The organism is Microcystis sp. M083S1 (genome assembly GCF_020246405.1).
GTDB lineage: Bacteria > Cyanobacteriota > Cyanobacteriia > Cyanobacteriales > Microcystaceae > Microcystis > Microcystis aeruginosa_C.
Genome location: NZ_JADBTB010000158.1, coordinates 1 through 21,726 on the forward strand (window position 1 = coordinate 1; position 21,726 = coordinate 21,726).

Sequence of the window (21,726 nt, forward strand, 5' to 3'; positions counted from 1 at the left end):
CCCTTGATAAGGGGGGTTTGATCCCCCCTGCCCCCCTTGATAAGGGGGGTGCCGATAGGCGGGGGGATCTACCCTTGATAAGGGGGGTTTGATCCCCCCTGCCCCCCTTGATAAGGGGGGTGCCGATAGGCGGGGGGATCCGACAATTTTTAATACCCACCTACTTAGTTACTTCGATCCTAACGCTTTTTGGGCGGGGATAACCCTTAAGATTCTAAAAGCTGCAGATTGATAAAAGTAAATTCTGTGGTGGATTTTTCGCCCCCGGCATCGATTGCGTTAATCACTTGACAGGAGGGTAAATAATAATTACCGATTTTTTCGTAGGTTTCCTTAAAGTCACGTTTTCCCTTTAATTCATCGGTTTTAGCATTGCGGAAAATGGCATTATAGCGAATAGAAATATAACCTTCTCCCGTATCGAGACTTTCCTCGGTATTAATAGTAAAAGCCATCGGTCCCATGACTCGACTGACTTGACAGATTTCCTGGCCGCGGACTTTATAATTAGACCCCATCGCATCGCCGGTGACAAGAATTTCTACCGCACCGGTGGGATCATCTTGCCCGAAATTAAACTGGTTTTTGCCGTGGGAGGCATCAAAATTGCCTCTTTTGCGGTGAGTAACGATGTCGCGCATTTGATTATAGATACTTTCTTGCACTTTCTCGTCATCAATGCCCGTTACTTCCACACTATAATCGGCATTAACTTGAATTTTGCCCGTATGGACTTCCTCCCCTTGGGTGAGGATAATATCAGCAGTGTAACCGGGGAATCCTTCATCCCAAGTGTAACGGTTTTCGTAGGCGGAGCGGAAAATATCTCGGGCGTTCGTCGTGGCTACAGTCATAATCGCTTTACTTGTGTTGATAACTCCATTTATATCATTGTCGCTGATTTTTTCGCCTCTGGCCGAGATTTCTAGAAAACTAGATGAATTCCACAGCTTAGGGAAAAGTCAGTTAGAATGGGTCAATGACCCGTCCCTTGCTCGATTGCCATAAATCTAAATAAGCAAAAAATAAACATGAGCAATTATGACAAAATTAAGTCCAAAAGTGACCGCAATTATTCGTTCTGGTGAACAACAAGGATATGTAGGTGAATGCGTGGAAATTTCGATTGTCACCTAGGGAAATACCTTAGATGAGGTGGTTAATAATCTCCAAGAAGCCATTTTACTGCATTTAGAGGGAGAAGACCCCAGGGAGTTCGGTCTAGTTGCCAAACCTTCTCTACAGATTATATTTGAGTTACAGCCAGAATATGCCTAAGCTGAAACAACTATCCGGCAAAGACATTATGCTGTTCTTAATTTAAATTGCTTGTTGAGACGAGGTAAGAGGCAACCCCCCTCCGACATTGGGGTAGGGTTGATTCATGAATCAACCCTACTATTAATCAACCCTACTATTAATCAACCCTACCAACATCGGGGGGGTTTAAGGATAGGCGGTTAAAATGCGTCTTAGCTGATCAAAAATCAGGCTAAAATAGAAAAAACTCACCCTCAGCGACCAAGGCGATGGCAAAAGAAACGGCGAAAATCAAGCTTTATCGGAAAACCTATCAACTTCCCCAACTAAATCGCCCCGATTTATTGGTTTTGCAGGATCAGATTCAAGAAAGACAGCAACTGATTAAAACTGGAAAACGGGTCCGCAATACATTGTTAGGATTGAGGAAAAAAGAAGAACCCCTCAATTTCGAGGAAACTTTTCAAGAATTAGAAAGATTAGTCAAGGACTATAACCAGTTAATCGGATTTCTCACCGACCATAAGGATGAATACCGGCGGTTTTTCCTGTCACTGACCGAGGAAATCAAGGAGGCAGTGGCGGTTAAATGCCATAAATTGGCAGAAAAAGAGCGAAAACGCCAATCTTTGGAGAATAGCATCGGCTCGGCTGAACTGCGAGATACCCTGAGACTACAGAAACAGCAGATTTTCCGCACCGTGATTCTCTTTGGTTGCGCCAGCTTGCTTATGCTCAAGAAAATCGACTTAATCAGCGAAAGTATCCAGAAATTAGCTGAAGATCAGGATACACAAAAACAGGTTTTCTCGAAAATGATCGGCGAGTTGAACGGGTACAAACAAGTGTATCAGTTGCAGCTGGAGTTAGATAGTCTGGAACAAGAAGCGATCGAAATGGCCAAAGTAGCCATTAATCTAGAACAATACCTAAAACCAATTATCGGGCAGTTTCAAGGCTTAATCGATCGAGTAGTGACCATTGACGGGGAACTTTCCCGCAGTGTCAGCGAAGTGGAATCCCTCGTCCAAAACATTCTCAGTTCCGAATCGGCCGTATCTTTCCGCAAAAACGAGAATCTATCGGCTAGTTTGCTCAATTTCCTCGTCACCAGCGAAGAAAAGCGCGGCCGTTTAGCGATCGCATTAGAGCGAGCCGAGCAGGAAGGATGGCAATGGACGGAAGTGGAAATCCCCGACGAGGAAATCGAACTGGAAACCGCCATTCAACGCATCAACAACCATGTAATCGAGAGAGTCGGGAATTTTACCACCTCTACCGAAAACCTACCCAATGGGATAACACTGAAGATGGTGAGCTTACCAGCAGGTCAATTTCTCATGGGATCTCCTGACAGTGATCCCGATGCTCGCGATAATGAAAAGCCTCCACACCAAGTTCAAGTCAACGGTTTTGCGATTGGGAAATATCCGGTGACTCAGGCACAATATGAAGCGGTAATGGGAACCAATCCCTCTCGGTTTCAAAATAATCCCCAAAATCCGGTAGAAAAGATTAGTTGGAATGACGCTCAAGCCTTTTGTCGGAAATTGAGTCAGATAACAGGGAAAACCTATCGTCTCCCCACAGAAGCGGAATGGGAATATGCTTGTCGTGCGGGGACTACTACTCGCTTTTATTTCGGTGATGATGCTAATCAGTTAGGAGATTACGCTTGGTATTACGGAAATTCTCAGGGGACAACTCATCCTGTGGGCCAGAAAAAGCCCAATGCTTGGGGACTCTATGACATGAGTGGCAATGTTTGGGAGTGGTGCGAAGACGATTGGCACGATAACTATATCGGAGCGCCGACGGATGGCAGTGCTTGGATAACAAATAATAATGATAATGATTATGATTATCGCATACCGCGGGGCGGTTCTTGGTACAATATTCCAAATCTCTGCCGTTCCGCTTTCCGCAACTACAACTACCGCCGCCTCTCCTTCAACGTCGGTTTTCGGGTGGTGTGCGGTGCTGGGAGGACTCTGTAACCCTTTTCCCCTTTTTCCCCTTTTTCCCCTTTTTACCCTTTTTACCCTTTTTACCCTTTTTACCCTTTTTACCCTTTTTACCCTTTTTACCCTTTTTCTCTTTTTCTCTTTTTCTCTTTTTCCCGCCCTTAGGCGGGTCGATTTTTTTTTGAGAAAATTGAGGTAGCATGAGTAGAAAACGGGTTTCTCGGAGAAACCGGTTTTCTGTGGGTTACTCAAGGGATTTAGGATAATTTGTAGTTTGAGTTAAGGTTCGTAGTTGCGCTTTAGCACTTCATGTTGTCCGCACTACAGTAACGGCAAATTTGGCTTCAGCGTCCAGAAAGAAATCTATGAGAGTCTCCGTGACACGAGAGAATATAATAGTGAAGTGTGGAAAAAGTTCGGCGATCACATCGGCTGGAAAAAAGGAGAAAATTGCTTGTCTTACTCTGACCTAATCTTTAACAAGAATGCTCCCAAAGCTCATTTCCTTATTTGTATTTTTCACATTTTTTCAAAAAAATGGTAGATAAACAACTGAAAACTGTTATCTGGATTGGAGCATCAAAAAAGGAGCTATTAGAATTTCCTGAAGAGGTTATTGATGAAGTTGGCTATATTCTTTATCGTGTTCAGAACAATCAGAATCATCCTAACATCAAAGCCTTAAAGGGCTTTAATGGTGTTTTTGAAATAGTCAGCGATTATCAAACCGATACCTATAGAACAGTTTATGCCATCAAACTAAGCAATGCTATTTTTATTCTCCATGCCTTTCAGAAAAAATCAAAATCGGGGATTAAAACACCAAAACAAAATGTTAATCTAATCAAAGAACGCCTAAAAAAAGCACAGGAAATCGCAAAAGAGCAATAATAAATAACAAAAAGGAGATAAATGATTATGACAGAATATACTATTAGTTCGGGAAACATTTTTGAAGACTTAGGCTTTGCTAATGCAGAAGAAAAACTCGCTAAAGTCAAGCTGGCTTCAGTGATTTACGATCTGATTACTGAACAAGAATTAAGCGAGCAGGAGGTCAGTCAAATTTTGGGGATTGACGAGGCTAAAATTTCTAACTTAAAAAATGGCAGATTGCAAAAATTTTCTCTTGAGCAGATGTTTGACTTTCTAGTAGCATTAGGTCAGAAGATAGAAATCTTAGTAACTCCCCAAGCCTTAGCAAACTCTAGTTTAAGTATCCAGGTCATGTATCGAAATCAATCCTAATCTAAGCGCAATCGCCGATCTCATAAGATGCGTTAATGTTAATGTAACGCACCTCAACTAACCTATTTTAGCTAATCCTTGTAGTAAAATAAAACAGGACACTCGACTTAACCCTTAACCTTACAAAAGTCATCATGAATATTCAACTAAAACCCAATCAAGAACAATTTATCCAAAAACAGTTAAAAAGTGGCAGATTTAATAATTCAGAACAAGTCATAGATACCGCTTTTTACTTGCTAGAAATCCTCGATGAAGATTACTTACAATGGGTAGAAGAAACTCGTCAAAAAATTGACGTTGCCATAGCAGAATTAGATAATGGAGAGGGATTAGATGGAGAAAAAGTCATAAATGATATACTCGAAAAATTTAAAAAAGCGCAACAAAAATAATTATGACTCGTTATATTATTGCGCCTTCAGCCAGTCAAGATTTAAACAAGATTGCCGATTATTTTTTAGTAGTAAATATTGAAGCAGGTGAAAAACTATTCAGAAAATTTTACAAAAAGTGTCAACAATTAGTACAATTTCCCAAGTTAGGACGCAGCTATAGTCATATTAAACCATCCTTGAGAGGTTTACCTTTAGATGGATATATTATTTTCTATCGAGTAATTAATGAAACGGTAGAAAATTTAAGAATTGTTAATGGTCGTCAAGATTTAGATGCTTTATTCTCTGAGATCAAATAAAGGTTGAATGATGCAATCACCTGTAGGAGAAAAAGAACGACTGAAAAAAGCACAGGAGATCGCAAAAGAGCAACAATAAATACCAAAAAGGAGATAAATGATTATGACAGAATATACTATTAGTTCGGGAAACATTTTTGAAGACTTAAGTAGCTAGGCAGAATTAAACTTAAAACAGTGAGTTTCGTATCCTCCTTTTTGAGCGCGAGCTTCGATCCCTTGTTTAACAGTGAGCGCTAAATCGTACTCATCGGGAAAAATTTGACCTGCCAGTTCATGAGTTTTTAATTGATGCCATTCAATTTCAATAAGATTCATTTCAGAGGAATATTTGGGCAGTTGAAAGAAAAATAATCCTTGCTGCTGCCACTTATCCCAATACTCTCTGACTTGCTTAAGTAGCTGGTTATAATTAAGTTAAAAATGAATTTTAGGTTCGATCCCCCCTTGATAAGGGGGGTATCTGACAACTTTTAACGCCTACCTACTTATGTCTTTAGCTTAACTTTACTAGCGCAACCCTTTTAACTTTTTTGTCCTTTACTAAGCAGTGTAACTCGATCTCATCAGACGTTATACAATAAATCTTGTCCCTCGATCGCATTGTCCCATGACTACCCCCTTCACTGCCGCAGAAATTGCCTCAGAAGGCATCAAACCCGAAGAATACGAAGAAATAGTCAAAAGACTGGGAAGACACCCCAACAAAGCCGAATTAGGAATGTTTGGCGTGATGTGGTCGGAACACTGCTGTTATAAAAACTCCCGGCCGCTGCTCAAACAATTCCCCACCACCGGCGAAAAAATTCTCGTCGGACCGGGGGAAAATGCCGGAGTAGTGGATTTAGGCGATGGATTGCGATTAGCCTTTAAAATCGAGTCCCATAATCATCCTTCTGCGGTGGAACCGTTCCAAGGTGCCGCTACCGGAGTCGGAGGCATCCTGCGCGATATTTTTACCATGGGGGCCCGGCCCATTGCTATCCTCAACTCCCTCCGTTTTGGTAACTTGCAAGATGCCCGCAATCGTCGCATTTTTGCCGGAGTCGTGGAAGGAATAAGTCATTATGGCAATAGTGTCGGCGTTCCCACGGTGGGCGGTGAGATATACTTCGATAATGCCTACAATGGCAATCCCCTCGTTAATGCCATGGCTTTAGGGCTAATGGAAACCGAGGAAATCGTTAAATCTGGGGCAAAAGGCCTGGGAAATCCGGTTTTATACGTTGGTTCTACCACCGGCCGCGACGGTATGGGAGGGGCGAGTTTTGCCAGTGCCGAATTAACCGATAAATCTATGGATGACCGGCCCGCAGTGCAGGTGGGCGACCCTTTTCTGGAAAAATCCCTGATAGAAGCTTGTTTAGAGGCATTTAAGACCGGCGCGGTGGTGGCGGCCCAGGATATGGGGGCCGCCGGGATCACCTGTTCTACCTCCGAGATGGCAGCCAAGGGAGGGGTGGGAATTGAATTAGATCTCGATAAAATCCCCGTCCGGGAAACTGGGATGGTCCCCTACGAATATCTGCTGTCGGAATCCCAAGAAAGAATGTTATTTGTGGCAGCATCGGGACGAGAAGGCGAATTAATCGAGATTTTCCATCGTTGGGGACTTCAGGCTGTGGTCGCTGGCCAGGTAATTGCAGAACCGATCGTCCGTATATTATTTAAAGGGGAAATTGCCGCCGAAATTCCTGCCACGGCCCTAGCGGATAATACTCCGATTTATCATCGGGAATTACTGGCAGAACCGCCAGAATACGCCCAAAAAGCTCAATTATGGGAAGATGCTACTATTCCTATTCCCGAATCCCATAACGAGATTTTATTAAAACTGCTGGATAGTCCCTCGATTGCCTCAAAACGCTGGGTTTATCGTCAATATGATCATCAAGTCCAGAATAACACTGTTATTCTCCCCGGGGGAGCCGATGCGGCCGTGATTCGCGTGCGTCCTCTGGGTGCTAATCCCGCAAATTCTCGGCGAGGTGTAGCGGCGACTACAGATTGTAATCCGCGATACGTTTATCTTGATCCCTATAACGGAGCTAAGTTGGCCGTGGCGGAAGCGGCTAGAAACCTTAGCTGTGTTGGGGCTGACCCCATTGCTGTCACGGATAATCTCAATTTCGGAAGTCCAGAGAATTCAATCGGTTATTGGCAATTAGCCACTGCTTGTCAGGGTATTGCCGAAGCTTGTCGGGAAATGAATACACCAGTAACTGGGGGTAATGTCTCTTTGTACAACGAAACCGTTGACGCAGCTGGCAGCCCCCAGTCTATTTATCCGACTCCCGTGATTGGGATGGTGGGATTAGTGCCGGATATCGGGCAAATTTGCGGCCAAGGTTGGCAAAAAGCGGGGGATTTAATCTATCTTTTGGGTTTCTCCTTGCCAACTATCGGCGCATCGGAATATTTAGCCGTTATTCACGGTTTGGTGACGGGAAAACCGCCGGTAATTGATTTTGAGTTAGAAAGAAAGGTACAAGCGGCCTGTCGTTGGGGAATTCGCGCCGGTTGGGTGAAATCTGCCCACGATTGCGCCGAGGGAGGTTTAGCCACTGCTCTGGCAGAATGCTGTATTAGTGGGCAGTTAGGGGCGGAAATTGACCTTTCTTGGCAGCATCAAGGCCGTTTTGATGCGGTGTTATTCGGGGAGTTAGCTAGTTGCATTATCGTCTCCGTTTCCTCCGAAAATCGGCAAGATTGGGAAGAATACCTAAAGACACAATTAGGAGACTATTGGCAAATAACCGGCAAAGTTAGCGAAAAAAGCGATAATCTTCGGATTTTTGACCGGGATAAACAACCAGCGATCGATGTTAGTCTAGAAACTATACAGCAAGTTTGGTCAAAAGCGATCGAAAGAAGGCTGTAATCTTGAGGCCGTCAGCTAGATAAGATGGCCGATTATATCGGTAAATAAAGGCTGATAGCTGATAAATAAATCGTTAAAAGAAGATTAAGATCGGTTAAGATTTTGTTACCAAAGTATTCTGCAGCCCCAACCCTCCCATGTCTAGCCATCCCGACTCATCTGTATCTTTTGCCAGTGTCGATAAGCCTGAAGAAGCCTGTGGAGTTTTTGGACTCTATGCCCCCGAGGAAGAAGTAGCAAAACTGACCTACTTCGGACTCTATGCCCTGCAACACCGAGGACAGGAATCGGCAGGTATTGCCACCTACGACGGGGAAACGGTGCATTGTTACAAAGAAATGGGCTTAGTTTCCCAAGTTTTTAGCGAAACTGTCCTTAAAACCTTGCCCGGTACTCACGCCGTCGGTCATACTCGTTACTCTACCACCGGTTCTAGCCGTCGCGCCAATGCCCAACCTGCCGTGATCGAAACCCGTTTGGGTAAACTTTCCCTAGCACATAATGGCAATTTAGTCAATACTTTTGAGTTAAGAAATGTATTAGAAAAGCGCGGTTGTGATTTCGTCACCACCACCGACTCGGAAATGATCGCCGTCGCTATCGGCCAGGAGGTGGATAGTGGCAAGGATTGGATAGAAGCGGCGATCGATGCCTTTAGCTATTGTAGCGGGGCTTACAGCCTTGTTATCGGCACACCGACGGGAATTATCGGGGCGCGGGATCCCAATGGTGTCAGACCCTTAGTAATTGGGGTTTTGCAAGAAGAAGGCAATCCCCCTCGTTATGTTTTAGCTTCGGAAACCTGCGGATTAGATATTATCGGGGCCGATTATCTGCGGGATGTGCAGCCGGGGGAATTAGTTTGGATTAGTGAAGATGGCTTATCTTCGGTGGATTGGGCCATTAAACCGGAGAAAAAATTATGCGTTTTCGAGATGATTTATTTTGCTCGTCCCGATAGCATTGTTCACGAGGAATCTTTATATACTTATCGGGTACGTTTGGGGGAACAATTAGCCAAAGAGTCGCCGGTAGAAGCAGATATGGTGATGGGAGTTCCCGATTCGGGTATTCCGGCTGCGATCGGATTTTCGCGCATTTCTGATATTCCCTACGCGGAAGGATTGATTAAAAATCGTTATGTGGGACGGACTTTTATTCAACCAACCCAACACATGAGAGAGTCGGGAATTAAGATGAAATTGAATCCTTTAAAGGATGTTTTACAGGGAAAAAGAGTTATTATTGTTGATGATTCGATCGTGCGGGGAACCACTAGCCGGAAATTAGTTAAAGCTTTACGCGATGCGGGAGCAAGAGAAGTTCACATGAGAATATCTTCACCTCCGGTGACTCATCCCTGTTTTTATGGCATTGATACGGACAATCAAGAGCAATTAATTGCGGCAACTAAATCGGTGGCGCAAATTCAGGCACAAATCGGGGTGGATAGTTTAGCTTATCTCAGTCACGATGGGATGTTAACAGCAACGAAAGAAGATCCGAAAACCTTCTGTACTGCCTGTTTTAATGGCGATTATCCGATTCCTGTACCTGATAATGTTAAGCGATCGAAGTTGATTTTAGAAACAGTTAAATAGGGGTTGCTGAATAAATCTAAAAACCTTGCTGGGTAAGACTTTTAGACTTTTTATCAATCAAAAAGTACCAGAGATGGGAGTGATCGGGGGGAAAATTCAGGGACTTTTTCCCTGAAAATTAGGTAATTGACCAGGTGAAAATCGGTAAAACCCTACACCCCACACCCCACACCCCACACCCTGTCCCCACGAATAACTTTTTGCCGCAAACCCTAAATAGCCTCAAGGCTAAATCCTCTGAAAACAATCGGCAATTTCCTGGGGAGTTAAAAGAGAATTAGGATAACCGGAAAGTTGTCCTAATTTTTGTGCTAATAAAACTGCTTGGGGTGGAGTTAGATAAGTTTTGGCTAAGAGATCGGTTTGATGATAAGCTTGCCGGATTGGGGCATCTAAAAGGATAGTTCCTTGACCCATGATAATTACTCTTTCGGCGTATTCTGGCATTAAATAGAGGTGATGGGTAATCACAATAACCGTTTTGCCCATCTGGTGTAATTGACGGCTCACCTCTAAAATTGCCTTAGCTCCTTGATAATCTTGGCCCGTGGTGGGTTCATCAAAGACCACTATACGCGGTTCCATGGCTAAAATTGCCGCAATCACTACCCGCGCTCGATCGCCTTTCGGTAAGGAGAGAGGATGATAGGAGCGATATTCTAGCAATCCCATGGCTTCTAGACTTGCTTCCGTGCGTTGGGTGACGATTTCTGGAGAATAACCGAGATTAGTCAGGGCAAATGATACTTCTTTCTCCACAGTGGTGTTAAAAATCTGATTATCGGGATTTTGGGCTACATAACCGATGGAACGAGCTAAATCACTAACAGAAAAGCTAGTGATCGAACGTCCGTCAATCATAACTTGACCAGTGGTTGCCGAGAGAAGATTGAGAAAATGCTTGACTAAAGTGCTTTTTCCTGCGCCATTTTGACCGATAATCAGCAGATATTCCCCTTCGGCAATATCGAGGGACACATCCCGCAAGGCGGTAGTACCATCGGGATAGGTATGGCAGAGATTTTTTACCCTCAGTAGGGGGTTTAAGGGGTCAGAAACCGACGATAAGGGAGGGTTTGGTGTTATTTGATGGTAAAAGGATTTAAGCTCGTTTAAACGGGCAAAACCGCGGTCTAGGGTGACAGGAATGGACTCAATCGCCCCGATTTTCTGCTCGATCAAGGCAAAAGTAGTGGCCACTTGCGGGGGACGCAGAGCATTTTCCTGTAAAAGTTGTACTTGGGAGTAGATCTCTGCTGGGGTTCCCATGGCTTCGATCGCACCCTCCCTTAATAGTACCAGGCGATCGGCATATTCGGCCATTTCCTCGGCCGCGTGGGAGACCATCACAATAGTGACACCGAGATGGCGATTTAATTCCTTAATGGTGGCGAAAACTTCCTGGGATCCCACCGGATCCAGTTGGGAGGTAGGTTCATCGAGAATTAACAAAGCGGGCTGAACTGCGAGGGCAGCGGCGATCGCTAATCGTTGTTTTTGTCCTCCTGATAATTCCCCTGGCGATTTTTTTTCCATTCCCTCTAACCGGACTGCCGCTAAAACTTTGGGAATACGCGATTTAATTTCCTCTCGCGGTAGCCGTAAATTTTCTAGGGTAAAAGCGATTTCATTTTCTATCGAAGTGGCTAAAAGTTGCGTTTCGGGATCTTCAAATACTGCCCCCACATAGCGGGCCAAGGTGCTAACGGGATGGGTTAAAGTATCTAAACCGGCTACTGTTGCATAACCAAAAAAACGCCCTCCGTAGAATTGGGGGACAATACCGTTAAGAGTTAAACAGAGAGTAGTTTTTCCCGCACCTGTGGGCCCGATAATACCTAAAAATTCTCCTCGATGAATTGCTAAAGAGATATTTTTAAGCACTAGATTGGAGGATTCGGGATAAATATAGGAAACTTTCTCTAATTGGGCGATGATTTCCATTATCGGTGGGGAATAGAAGACGGGAGTGGAGTAGATAGGGAGATATTTTTCAGGGAAATTTGAATGAGGGACGCTTCTATTTTCCGCTATTTCGATCGATGAACTTGATTATCACACAGGCGGCCTACTACTCTGTGATTTATCCTGCAATTGTACCAGTGACTCCTCGCCCACTCGCAGAAAAACTTAATATTTCTACTCTTGACAAATTTGCTGTAAGGTGATAACAAAATCGGGGTAGGAAATGCCAGCCGCTTCAGCGCGATGGATAGTGGTGGGTTGACGGGAATTGAGGGCAGCGATCGCTAGACTCATGGCAATGCGATGATCGGTAAAACTGTCCACTTCCGTGCCGACTAGGCCTGTACCGCCGGTAATCTCTAAACCATCGGGTAATTCCCTTACTTTTGCCCCTAGGCGATCGAGTTGGGTGGCCATCACCGTCAGGCGATCGCTTTCCTTCACCCGTAATTCCTCAGCATCCTTGATAATTGTCGTTCCTTGGGCAAAAACCGCCGCTACTGCCAAAATCGGAATTTCATCGATCAGACGGGGTATAATCTCACCGGCGATCGTGGTTGCCTGTAGTTGACTGGATTTCACCCGCAGATCCGCCACCGGTTCCCCCGTCACCACCCGTTGATTTTCGAGGGTGATATCTGCCCCCATTGCCTGTAAAACCTGTAAAATTCCAGTTCTAGTCGGGTTTATTCCCACATTTTCGATTAATAACTCGGAATTAGGCACGATTGCCCCCGCTACCAACCAAAAAGCTGCCGAACTGATATCTCCCGGTACAATCACCGTTTGTCCGGTTAAAGTGGGATAACCCGTCACTGTGACGCTATTAGTCTCCCCATCCACCTCAATATTTGCCCCAAAAGCGCGCAGCATCCGTTCACTGTGATCGCGAGATAAAGCGGGTTCCGTGATTGTGGTTTTCCCCTCCGTTAACAGTCCTGCGAGGAGAAGACAGGATTTCACCTGTGCAGAAGCAACGGGAGAATAGTAGTGGATCGGTTGCAGAGATTCCCCAGAAACGGCTAAAGGAGCCAAAGAATTGGCTTTTCTGCCCCAAATTTGCGCCCCCATTTCTTTGAGGGGTTTCACCACCCTGGACATGGGACGCGATCGCAGGGAAGCATCACCGGTGACGACAAAAAAACGGTCCCGATGACCGGCCAATAATCCTAACATTAAGCGGATCGTCGTGCCGGAATTGCCCGCGTCGAGGATTTCTAAGGGTTCCTGAAGATTGCCTAAACCCCTACCTTTGACGATCACTTTCTCGCTGTTGAGTTGGGAAATTTCCACACCCATGGCACGAAAACAACTAGCGGTACTGCGGGGATCTTCGCCCAATAATAACCCATGAATAACGGTTTCTCCTTCGGCGATCGCTCCTAACATCAGGGAACGATGGGATATAGATTTATCGCCTGGGATGGTGATTTTTCCCCGTAATCCCGTGATTTTACCCGGATCGATGACTAAATCTTGATGGGATTGAAGGGGGTTAAGGGTGACAATAGACATGATCGTTAGGCAGATGAAGACAAGCTCGATCTATTTTCCCTCTTTACCTCGCCCTTTCCTTGTCAAGTTATGTAAAGAATATTAAGCTAGAAGCATTCGGTCATCAGTTTTTTGTTATGCCCACTACTGCCCAAGAAGTTTATAATCAAGTGGTTTGTCACTTATCATCAGGAGAACGTTTACGATTGGCCACAATCATTCTCAATGAACTTGTCGGACAACAACAACCATCGCTCGATCAAAGTGATACCTGGACTGAGGAGGATCAGATCGATCTTGTCAATTTTTCCCTAAACTATGCGGCCAAAACTTTCTCTGATGTGGAGGGGGGTTAATTGGTGACGTTTTCCCCTAGAGATGTGGTGACAGTTGATTTTCCCGGTGTGACAGGAACAAGTGAATGGAACGAACCACAGAGACACAAAGGACACAAAGATCGATCGCTCCCGTATTAGGTTAAACTTATCACACAAAGAATAAGAGAGCCACCGATTGTCTCCTAACCCTACGATTTTTTACTAAAATAACTGATAACTGATTATGTCTCGTCGTCAACTGTTGAGTTTTGTAATTGCAGTAATTCTGGCATTTTTTGCCCTTATTCCCGATGCTAACGCTTTAGGTGGCCCCCAACCCCCTTTAAATCAACCGGCACCCGATTTTAGCCTACCGACTAACACGGGAGAAGGAAATATTTCCCTATCGGATTATCGGGGTAAGTGGGTAGTTTTGTATTTTTATCCCAAGGATTTTACCCCCGGCTGTACCCTAGAAGCGCGGCGTTTTCAGCAGGATTTGCCGAAATATATGGCTAAAAATACGCTAGTTTTAGGGGTAAGTGCCGATGATGTCGATTCTCATGCGGAATTTTGTGACTCGGAGGGGTTAAAATTTCCCTTGTTGGCAGATACTACCGGAGATGTTAGTAAAGCTTATGGTTCTTGGATGGGTTATGTTTCCCTGCGTCATACCTATCTTATCGATCCCGATGGGATTTTAAAAGAGATTTATTTAGGGGTAAATCCTGCCATTCACAGCGCCGAAGTTTTAGCACGTTTAGAGGAATTACAGGCGAGTTCTTGAGATAATTGGTCTTGAATCTAGAAATTATCTTGGTAAAAGCTATCTGCAGCCGATGGGATAAAAAAAATCCCGACCACGATTTTGTTATCGGTGGGGGATATAGATTAACAACCTTAACCGAGATAATCAGGACTAATTGCAATTATCGTCCTTATCACCCTTACAGTCACGGTTTTGTAAAATTAGCGGCGAAGAGGAACGGTCAAAATGGTTATCTTGACTATTAACCGCTAAAGTGTGAGGAAGAGAACCTAACAGCAAGGAGACCACAACAAACAAGGTTAACGAGATTTTCATGGTTTTACTCCCTTAGACACCATCAGGTAATTGACCTATTTTTACCATAGGGTTTTTCCGCTCGGATGTCAGTCCCATTGCCAAGAGGGAAAAAGGGGTTAACATGGAAAAAAAGGGAATATAAGTAGAATAAAGTAGAACGGGATGAAACCACAGGGATGGGACGAGTTTCTCAAACATCTAGCCAGAGAATACGGTGTTCAAGGCAAATTAAAGGAGATTTTTTTAGTTCGTTTTGCCTACGAAAATTGGCGCAAACCGGATGAGGAAATTTGGGAAATGGCCGAGGCCGCCAGCCATGAAACCTATAAAAAACAAATGACTAAAATCTATAGCTATTTCTCGGCAGATAAAGATAATGGCTGTCCCGAACTAGAATTAGGTAGTAAAGGGCCGGGTAAGTTCCAAATCCTCCGGGAATGGTTCAAAGATATCAAATATCCTGAATGGAGAAATCAACCCGCCCCGATACTAGCAGAAAAATCGGTTATAGATAGTTATATTAGCCGCCCTCCCGTCGAAAGCGACTGTTATCAAGAAATTAATCGCCCAGGGTCACTCATTCGCATTAAATCCCCCGAAAAGACCGGTAAAACTTCTCTGCTTAAACACCTGCTCGCTCAGGCAGATAGTTGGGGACATAGCACAGTTTATATTAATTGTCAAGTGGCAGAAAAGGCGATGTTTGCCAGTTTAGACCGATTTTGTCGCTGGTTTTCGGCAAATGTCAGCCGAGAATTGGGTTTAAAGCCCCAATTAGATGAATATTGGGATGAGGAACTATTTGGCAGTTTAATCAGTTGTCAAACCTATTTTCAGTCCTATCTTTTGGAACAGATTAACGGGCCGCTCTTTTTGGCCCTAGATAATTTAGACAGAATTTTCGAGTATCCCGACATCGCTAGGGATTTTCTGCCGCTTTTGCGCTGTTGGCACGAAGAAGCTAATAATTTAGAAATCTGGCAGAATTTGCGGTTAGCGATTGCTAATTCCACGGAAATCTATATTCAATTGGACGCTAATCAATCTCCCTTTAATGTCGGCCGCGCGATTAAATTACCCGGTTTTAGCCTCGAACAACTGGAAAACTTGGCTATTAGCTACGGATTGCCTAAAAATGATGATAATCAGCGTTTTCTTAGCGATTTAATTGCTCTAGTCGCTGGTCATCCCTATCTTAGCCGTTTGGCCCTGGAAGCGCGGGTGCGCGAGGAAAAAAATATTCTCCCTAATGCTGCTACCCAGGGGGGAATTTATGCGGCACACCTGCGTCATCACTGGGATAATCTGCAAAAACAGCCGGAATTATTGACAGCGATGGGGGAAGTGGTTAATTCTTCCGATAAGGGAGTGCGATTAGAACCGATTACTGCCTATAAACTGGAAAGTATGGGTTTAATTCAGTTAAAAGGCGATCTAGCCCAGCCTAGCTGTCAATTATATCAGCTTTACTTCCGAGAAGAACAGACCGGCAGCGATCTCTAGTAGATAATTATACTAAATCCGTTGAGTACAGGCTAGTTACGAGGAGAGGCACTCATGCAAGAGGCACTCATGCAAAGGGGAATAAATAATCAGTTTTTAATAACCGGATTTACTATCACATTTGCAGAAATATCGACAATCAGCAATTATCAGTGACTCTTAAATTATTACAAATATATCAGCAGCCGCGTGTAAGCATCCCACCGAAAAGCTCATGCGCTCCGGGGTTTGGGTAGGGTTGATTCATGAATCAACCCTACCATGAATCAACCCTACCATGAATCAACCCTACTATGAATCAACCCTACTATGAATCAACCCTACTATGAATCAACCCTACTATGAATCAACCCTAGGGGTTTGGGGGGTTCTACCCCCCAAAAGCTTGGATTGAGGAATAAAATCGGAAGTAACGATCAATTTTGGCAGATAGTTTCCCTTTAAAAATTCCAACTTAGTAGATTTACAAAAATGAGATGCACCCGCTCAAAGATTGCTCAACTTGCTAAAGATTGTAGTTCGGAAGTGGCATAAACTCTCACGATTTTGTCTTGGCAGGCCGTGGCGATATAATTACCATCGGGACTAAAACAAACCGAATAGATTTTCTGGGGATGGGGAATAGAAATAATGGCTTTTCCTGCTTTTAAATCCCATAATTTTAAGCTTTTATCATCACTACCACTGGCTAATAGTTGATTATTAGGACTAACACTAACTGAATTGATATGATCACTATGTTCGCTGAGAGTTTTTACCTCTGTCCCTCTTTTAATATCCCAGATTTTAATAGTTTTGTCTTTGCTGCCACTGGCTAAAAATTTGTTATTACTGCCGAAATCTACCGATAAAATACCTCCAAACCAATCGGAATGACCTTTTAAGGTAATACTGCTCTTTTCTCCCAGATTCCAAATAATTACCGTTTTGTCATTTTCGCCGCCACCACTGGCTAAAAGTTGACCATTTTGACTAAATTTAACTGTTAGGACTTTATCGCTATGACCTTGTAATGTGGACAGAGTTTCTCCGGTTTTTACTGACCATATTTTCACCGTTTTATCTTCACTACCACTAGCAATAATTTCCTTATCGGGATGAACAGCTACTGCTGTAACTTTATCTTGGTGTCCCGTTAAGGTAGAGATTAATTTTTTAGTTTCCAGTGACCAAATTCTTAGGGTTTGATCATCTCCTCCACTAACCAAATATCCTTGACAGGGACTAAAAGCAACAGAGTTAACTCCCTGATCCCACCAACCGGCTTTTTCATGTCCTTGTAAAATAAATTTTTGATTTTTTTGCCAATCCCAAACAATAACAGTTAACTCGTTATCTCCACTAGCTAAAAATTTACCATCTTGGGAAAAAGTTAGACATTTAACCTCACCTTCATGGCCTTCTAGGGATTTAAAAGATACTAAGGGATTAAACATAGTGAAAACATTAGTTAATCAAGATTTTTCGGCATTACCCGATGTTGGTTGTTCTGTAGGGGACTAAGCCATCCCTGAGATAACCTTTGAGAAATCTCCGCTCACCACAAGTACGGGGAAGCTATTCTTCCGTAATTATAACTAATTACAGCGTTTCTCGTCAAGGAGATGCAGCTAATTTAAGGATAGGCGATTAAAATAGGTCTTAGCTTATAAGTACCCGTTGACAATCATAGTAGTAGGGTAGGTGAGGGGACAATAATCGAAAAAATTGCCCGATAAATTAAGTATTGGCTGTAACCTAGCCAAAAAAGGCTGCTATTCAGGGACGTTATAGGGTAAGATTAACTATTAGGGTGGAGTTTATTGCCGATTTTAATCTTGTCCTAAGCGAGCAAAATTGACAATTGAATCTGTAATTTTAAAAATATCTATCCCGTCAATCTCATCTAACCACAAATGCTTAAAATTTTAGTTGATGGTACACCGATAAGACAAAATCCTAGTGGAATTGGATTATATGCTTATCACCTGATTGCCGAATTAGCTAAATTACAAAACCAAGAAAACTTTTCCCTGTCCCTCTGTTTTCAACCATCGGTAAAAAACTGGCTGCGGGGTAATCTTTCTATACCAGAAAAACTGCAATCCTATCCAGAGGTTAAATGTTTACCAATTCCCGTCAGTCTTAGCAATATCTTAACCCGATTTCCTAATCCTCTAATTCCCTATCTAGAAAACTTTCTTGATTCTCCCGATATTCTCCACGGATTGGATCATGTGGTGTATCCTTGTCGTCAGAGTCGTCAAGTTATGACTATTCATGATGTTACTTTTATTAAATATCCTCAGTTTGTCACGGGGATTGTCAAAACCTACACCCAACGCATTAAACAATGTCTAAAATGGACAGATTTAGTTATTGCTAACTCCGCAAGTACCAAACGAGATATTATTGAATATTTAGATGTAACCCCAGAGAAAATTTTTGTTACTCCCCTCGCAAGTCGTTATTCTTCTCTCCCCAATTATCCCTCATCTCTAACCATCACTAAACCCTATTTACTCTTTGTTAGTACCCTAGAACCACGAAAAAATATTATTAATCTTATCAGTGCTTTTAACTATCTCAAGGACAGGTATAAATTAGACCATAATCTGATTCTGATTGGCAAAAAAGGATGGAAGTATGAACCAATTTTTGAGAAAATATCTCAGTCTCCCTTTCGAGATAGTATCCAACATCTTGATTATCTTACCGATGACTTAGTTGCGGATTATTATCAAAAAGCTGATGTTTTTGTCTATCCTTCCTTTTATGAAGGTTTTGGATTACCAGTTTTAGAAGCGATGACTTTAGGTTGTCCTGTGGTAACTGCTAATACTGCATCCTTACCCGAAGTCACCGGAGACTCGGCAATATTAATTAATCCCGATAATCCCCTAGAAATTGCTGCGGCAATCTATCAGGTGATTAGTGATATCTCTCTCCGTCAAGAATTAATCACTAAAGGAAAAAAACAAGCGGCAAAATTCTCTTGGCAAAAAACCGCACAAGCTACTATAAAAGCTTATCGTTCTCTTTTATAATAAGTAAGTAGTTATAATTAAATTGAAGATGGATCCCCCCTTAATCCCCCCTTGATAAGGGGGGTGTTGATCCCCCCTCAATCCCCCCTTGATAAGGGGGGTGTTGATCACCCCTTAATTCCCCCTTGATAAGGGGGGTGTTGATCACCCCTTAATCTTCCCTTGATAAGGGGGGTGTTGATCCCCCCTTAATCCCCCCTTGATAAGGGGGGTATCTGACAACTTTTAACACCTAACTACTTAACTAGCTAATATCTATGAATAAAAACCATCAATTATTAATCAATCTCGCTTTTCTCGGTACTAAATATACTGGGTTGACTACCTATACTAAAAATCTCATTCCTCAATTAGCTAACTTAAATCCTACCCTAATCACTTCTAATAGTTACCCAGATTTTAACACCTATACTGTGTCAGCAAACCTCACCCAAGAGCAGGGAACCAAAGGCAATATTAAGCGCTTAATTTGGACAGAAACCCAACTCTATCAAACCTATCAACAATTGAAGTCTTCCCTGCTATTTACCCCCATTCCCGAAGCACCTATTTATGGAAATTGCCGCTATATTGTCACAGTTCATGATTTAATTCCCCTGCGGTTCCCGAAATTTTCTCCCCTAACTTTTTATAATAAATACTATTTACCCCAAGTCCTGAAAAAAGCCACACATATTATCGCTGTTTCCCAAGCAACGGCCGCCGATATTAATAAGTTTTTTAACATACCTCTTGACAAAATAACCGTGATTCTTTCTGGATATGATTCTGATAATTTTCGTCCTCTAAATCTGGCGACTCGTCCCTATTTCCTCTATCTTGGTCGTTATGATCCTCATAAAAATCTCGGTCGTTTAATTACTGCTTTTTCCCAAATCGATTCCGAATATCAATTATTAATTGTCGGTCAATTTGACCCCCGTTTTACCCCAGCTCTACAGCAACAGGTAGAAGCATTATCAATCTCTCAACGAGTGCAATTTTTAAACTATGTTTCCTATGAAGAATTGCCGCAACTTTTAAACCAAGCAACTGCTTTAGTTTATCCCTCCCTTTGGGAAGGTTTCGGATTACCTGTACTAGAAGCGCTCGCCTGTGGAACTCCTGTCATTACTTCTAATCTTTCCTCTCTCCCAGAAGTCACAGGAGATGCGGCAATTTTAATTAATCCCTATAGTATCGATGAGATGAGAGAGGCAATGCAGCAAATCGCCATGGATGAACAATTACGCCTAAAATTAAAGTCCCTCAGTCGTCAACGCGCCGAGCTTTTTAGTTGGGAAAAAACTGGTCAAGAAACCGCCACAATTCTGCAAAGTTTTCTCTAAAAATGGTGACAAAAAAACTTATCAATCATTGTCGGATGGGTTATACTAAATCCGTTGAGCATAGGCTACTTATAAGGACAGGCAAAAGGCAACAGGCAACAGGGGGAATAAATAATCAGTTTTTAATAACCAGATTTATTATCAAAGCATAGTAGGTGGATTCATGAATCCACCTACCTGGGGGGTAGATTCAGTGTTACTTCCTATATATTATTGTGCCATTCTTGGGGAATTTGAGCAACTTTTTCCTTACCATTAGGCTGATGAATAGGTTTTCCTAAAGGACGAATTTTGAGATTTCCTTGCAAATAAGCAGCGATTCTTTCCCTGGCAATTTTCACATATTCTGCTTCTTTTTCACTCCCCATCACTCGACGATTGTGCATAATACTAGCAATCAGAGAAGTTCCAACCCCAGCAAAAGGATCAAAAACCCAATCCCCCTCATTTGTCAAGGCTAAAACACATCTTTCTACTAATTCGATTGGATATTGACAAGGATGAATAGTTTTCTCTGGATGATTAGATTTAACGTTAGGAATATCCCATAGTAACTCATCCCATTCTTGTGCTAAAAACTCCCAAACATCGCTGGGATTTTTCCCTAAAGGATTACCAGAGGGTTTACCGATATTTTTACCTTTAAAATGGCGCTTACCAGGGTATTTAGCGGGGATTCTCACTGGATCAAGATTAAAGGTATATTTATCGGTTTTTGTCAACCATAAAATAGTTTCATACCTGCCAGAAAATCTTTTAGAGGTATGTAATCCATGACCAAAATGCCAGACAATTCTATTTCTTAAAAAGAAACCCATTTGTTTAAATAGCTGATAATAAAAAATATCTAAAGGATAAACTTCTCCCTCTTGAACGAAATTTCCCACCTGCCAGCAAATACTGCCATTATCTTGCAAGATTCTAGGGAATTCTCGCATAATTTTGGTTTGGGTTTCCAGATAAGTATCCAAAGAGATTTTTTTTTCGTAGTCTTTTCCTAAATTGTAGGGAGGAGAAGTAATAATCAAGCTCACAGAATTATCCGGTATAGTCTTGATAAAATTATTGCTATCTCCTTGATAAAGAATTATTTCGGCATCAGGTTGATAAAAGTCTCGCACTGATTTTGACTGAGAAAATAAGGGCAATTGATTCATAGAAAATTTAGCAGAGAAGAGCCACTTTTAATTAGGGTTTGCTGAAAAAGTTTTTCCTGGGGGCAGGGTGTGGGGTGTGGGGTGTGGGGTTTTACCCATTTTACATCCAATATTCAAGAGAGCCAGTTTTTTAAAACAATTAATGTTATCTGTAGCCAGCAAAGATATAACAAAAATTCTACTTTTTTAGATAAAAATCGGGAAGAAAGTTTTAACTTT

20 protein-coding genes and 1 pseudogene are annotated in these 21,726 nt (G+C 42.7%); 14 read left to right on the plus strand and 7 right to left on the minus strand.

Features of this window, described 5'->3' with window-relative positions:
• Nucleotides 1-206 precede the first annotated feature (206 nt).
• Complete coding sequence (locus tag IM450_RS14925) at nucleotides 207-854, minus strand: DUF3386 domain-containing protein (protein ID WP_004268696.1); 648 nt, start codon at nucleotides 852-854, stop codon at nucleotides 207-209.
• A 187-nt stretch (nucleotides 855-1,041) separates the two neighbouring features.
• Here IM450_RS14925 and IM450_RS14930 point away from each other — a divergent pair.
• Both IM450_RS14930 and IM450_RS14935 read left to right on the plus strand, forming a co-directional pair.
• A pseudogene (locus IM450_RS14930) lies at nucleotides 1,042-1,278 on the plus strand (type II toxin-antitoxin system HicB family antitoxin).
• A 251-nt stretch (nucleotides 1,279-1,529) separates the two neighbouring features.
• On the plus strand, nucleotides 1,530-3,257 hold the full coding sequence (locus IM450_RS14935) for an SUMF1/EgtB/PvdO family nonheme iron enzyme (protein WP_287688700.1): 1,728 nt from the start codon (nucleotides 1,530-1,532) through the stop codon (nucleotides 3,255-3,257).
• On the opposite strand, the gene IM450_RS14940 is transcribed toward IM450_RS14935, so the two are convergent.
• Nucleotides 3,211-3,426 (minus strand): hypothetical protein, encoded by a 216-nt coding sequence (locus tag IM450_RS14940; RefSeq protein ID WP_287665295.1) that lies wholly within the window; start codon nucleotides 3,424-3,426, stop codon nucleotides 3,211-3,213. The two genes, IM450_RS14935 and IM450_RS14940, sit on opposite strands and share 47 nt — an antisense overlap.
• A gap of 90 nt (nucleotides 3,427-3,516) precedes the next feature.
• On the opposite strand from IM450_RS14940, the gene IM450_RS14945 reads away from it, so the two are divergent.
• From IM450_RS14945 to IM450_RS14965, 5 genes are all read left to right on the plus strand, one after another.
• The gene (locus IM450_RS14945) at nucleotides 3,517-3,768 is read left to right on the plus strand and encodes a GUN4 domain-containing protein (protein WP_287665292.1); all 252 of its coding nucleotides are present in this window, start codon (nucleotides 3,517-3,519) and stop codon (nucleotides 3,766-3,768) included.
• The gene (locus IM450_RS14950) at nucleotides 3,762-4,115 is read left to right on the plus strand and encodes a type II toxin-antitoxin system RelE/ParE family toxin (protein WP_002783506.1); all 354 of its coding nucleotides are present in this window, start codon (nucleotides 3,762-3,764) and stop codon (nucleotides 4,113-4,115) included. The genes IM450_RS14945 and IM450_RS14950 overlap by 7 nt, the downstream gene beginning before the upstream one ends.
• A gap of 27 nt (nucleotides 4,116-4,142) precedes the next feature.
• Entirely contained in the window at nucleotides 4,143-4,472 is a 330-nt protein-coding gene (locus IM450_RS14955) for a helix-turn-helix domain-containing protein (protein WP_002737427.1), read from the plus strand.
• A 134-nt stretch (nucleotides 4,473-4,606) separates the two neighbouring features.
• Nucleotides 4,607-4,867: a ribbon-helix-helix domain-containing protein gene (locus IM450_RS14960; protein WP_287658660.1), complete on the plus strand. Its 261-nt coding sequence runs from the start codon at nucleotides 4,607-4,609 to the stop codon at nucleotides 4,865-4,867.
• 2 nt (nucleotides 4,868-4,869) lie between these two features.
• Nucleotides 4,870-5,169: a type II toxin-antitoxin system RelE/ParE family toxin gene (locus tag IM450_RS14965; protein ID WP_287665288.1), complete on the plus strand. Its 300-nt coding sequence runs from the start codon at nucleotides 4,870-4,872 to the stop codon at nucleotides 5,167-5,169.
• A 153-nt stretch (nucleotides 5,170-5,322) separates the two neighbouring features.
• Here IM450_RS14965 and IM450_RS14970 read toward each other — a convergent pair whose 3' ends face one another.
• Entirely contained in the window at nucleotides 5,323-5,508 is a 186-nt protein-coding gene (locus IM450_RS14970; protein WP_287658730.1) for a hypothetical protein, read from the minus strand.
• A 271-nt stretch (nucleotides 5,509-5,779) separates the two neighbouring features.
• On the opposite strand from IM450_RS14970, the gene purL reads away from it, so the two are divergent.
• Complete coding sequence (gene purL, locus IM450_RS14975; RefSeq protein ID WP_287669324.1) at nucleotides 5,780-8,050, plus strand: phosphoribosylformylglycinamidine synthase subunit PurL; 2,271 nt, start codon at nucleotides 5,780-5,782, stop codon at nucleotides 8,048-8,050.
• A gap of 137 nt (nucleotides 8,051-8,187) precedes the next feature.
• A complete protein-coding gene (purF, locus tag IM450_RS14980; protein ID WP_287669327.1) occupies nucleotides 8,188-9,651 on the plus strand; it encodes an amidophosphoribosyltransferase in 1,464 nt (487 codons plus the stop codon).
• A gap of 228 nt (nucleotides 9,652-9,879) precedes the next feature.
• On the opposite strand, the gene IM450_RS14985 is transcribed toward purF, so the two are convergent.
• Both IM450_RS14985 and aroA read right to left on the minus strand, forming a co-directional pair.
• Nucleotides 9,880-11,595, minus strand: a complete 1,716-nt coding sequence (locus tag IM450_RS14985; protein WP_287669330.1) for an ABC transporter ATP-binding protein — start codon at nucleotides 11,593-11,595, stop codon at nucleotides 9,880-9,882.
• Between the two features lie 195 nt (nucleotides 11,596-11,790).
• Complete coding sequence (gene aroA, locus IM450_RS14990) at nucleotides 11,791-13,131, minus strand: 3-phosphoshikimate 1-carboxyvinyltransferase (protein ID WP_287669332.1); 1,341 nt, start codon at nucleotides 13,129-13,131, stop codon at nucleotides 11,791-11,793.
• 59 nt (nucleotides 13,132-13,190) lie between these two features.
• Between aroA and IM450_RS14995 the strand changes: the two genes are divergently transcribed.
• The 3 genes from IM450_RS14995 (at nucleotide 13,191) to IM450_RS15005 (ending at nucleotide 15,996) form a co-directional block, all read left to right on the plus strand.
• On the plus strand, nucleotides 13,191-13,466 hold the full coding sequence (locus IM450_RS14995; RefSeq protein WP_002761450.1) for a hypothetical protein: 276 nt from the start codon (nucleotides 13,191-13,193) through the stop codon (nucleotides 13,464-13,466).
• A 205-nt stretch (nucleotides 13,467-13,671) separates the two neighbouring features.
• Nucleotides 13,672-14,214 (plus strand): peroxiredoxin, encoded by a 543-nt coding sequence (locus tag IM450_RS15000; protein ID WP_287669335.1) that lies wholly within the window; start codon nucleotides 13,672-13,674, stop codon nucleotides 14,212-14,214.
• A 441-nt stretch (nucleotides 14,215-14,655) separates the two neighbouring features.
• Nucleotides 14,656-15,996: an AAA-like domain-containing protein gene (locus IM450_RS15005; protein ID WP_287669337.1), complete on the plus strand. Its 1,341-nt coding sequence runs from the start codon at nucleotides 14,656-14,658 to the stop codon at nucleotides 15,994-15,996.
• Nucleotides 15,997-16,493: 497 nt separating this feature from the next.
• Here the strand turns inward: IM450_RS15005 and IM450_RS15010 are convergent, their stop codons facing one another.
• A complete protein-coding gene (locus IM450_RS15010) occupies nucleotides 16,494-17,432 on the minus strand; it encodes a WD40 repeat domain-containing protein (RefSeq protein WP_287669339.1) in 939 nt (312 codons plus the stop codon).
• Nucleotides 17,433-17,891: 459 nt separating this feature from the next.
• On the opposite strand from IM450_RS15010, the gene IM450_RS15015 reads away from it, so the two are divergent.
• Both IM450_RS15015 and IM450_RS15020 read left to right on the plus strand, forming a co-directional pair.
• Nucleotides 17,892-19,022, plus strand: coding sequence for a glycosyltransferase family 4 protein (locus tag IM450_RS15015; protein WP_287669341.1), 1,131 nt, complete (start codon nucleotides 17,892-17,894; stop codon nucleotides 19,020-19,022).
• A gap of 257 nt (nucleotides 19,023-19,279) precedes the next feature.
• Entirely contained in the window at nucleotides 19,280-20,350 is a 1,071-nt protein-coding gene (locus IM450_RS15020) for a glycosyltransferase family 4 protein (RefSeq protein WP_287669344.1), read from the plus strand.
• A gap of 203 nt (nucleotides 20,351-20,553) precedes the next feature.
• Here the strand turns inward: IM450_RS15020 and IM450_RS15025 are convergent, their stop codons facing one another.
• A complete protein-coding gene (locus tag IM450_RS15025) occupies nucleotides 20,554-21,507 on the minus strand; it encodes a DNA-methyltransferase (RefSeq protein ID WP_287669347.1) in 954 nt (317 codons plus the stop codon).
• Nucleotides 21,508-21,726 lie beyond the last annotated feature (219 nt).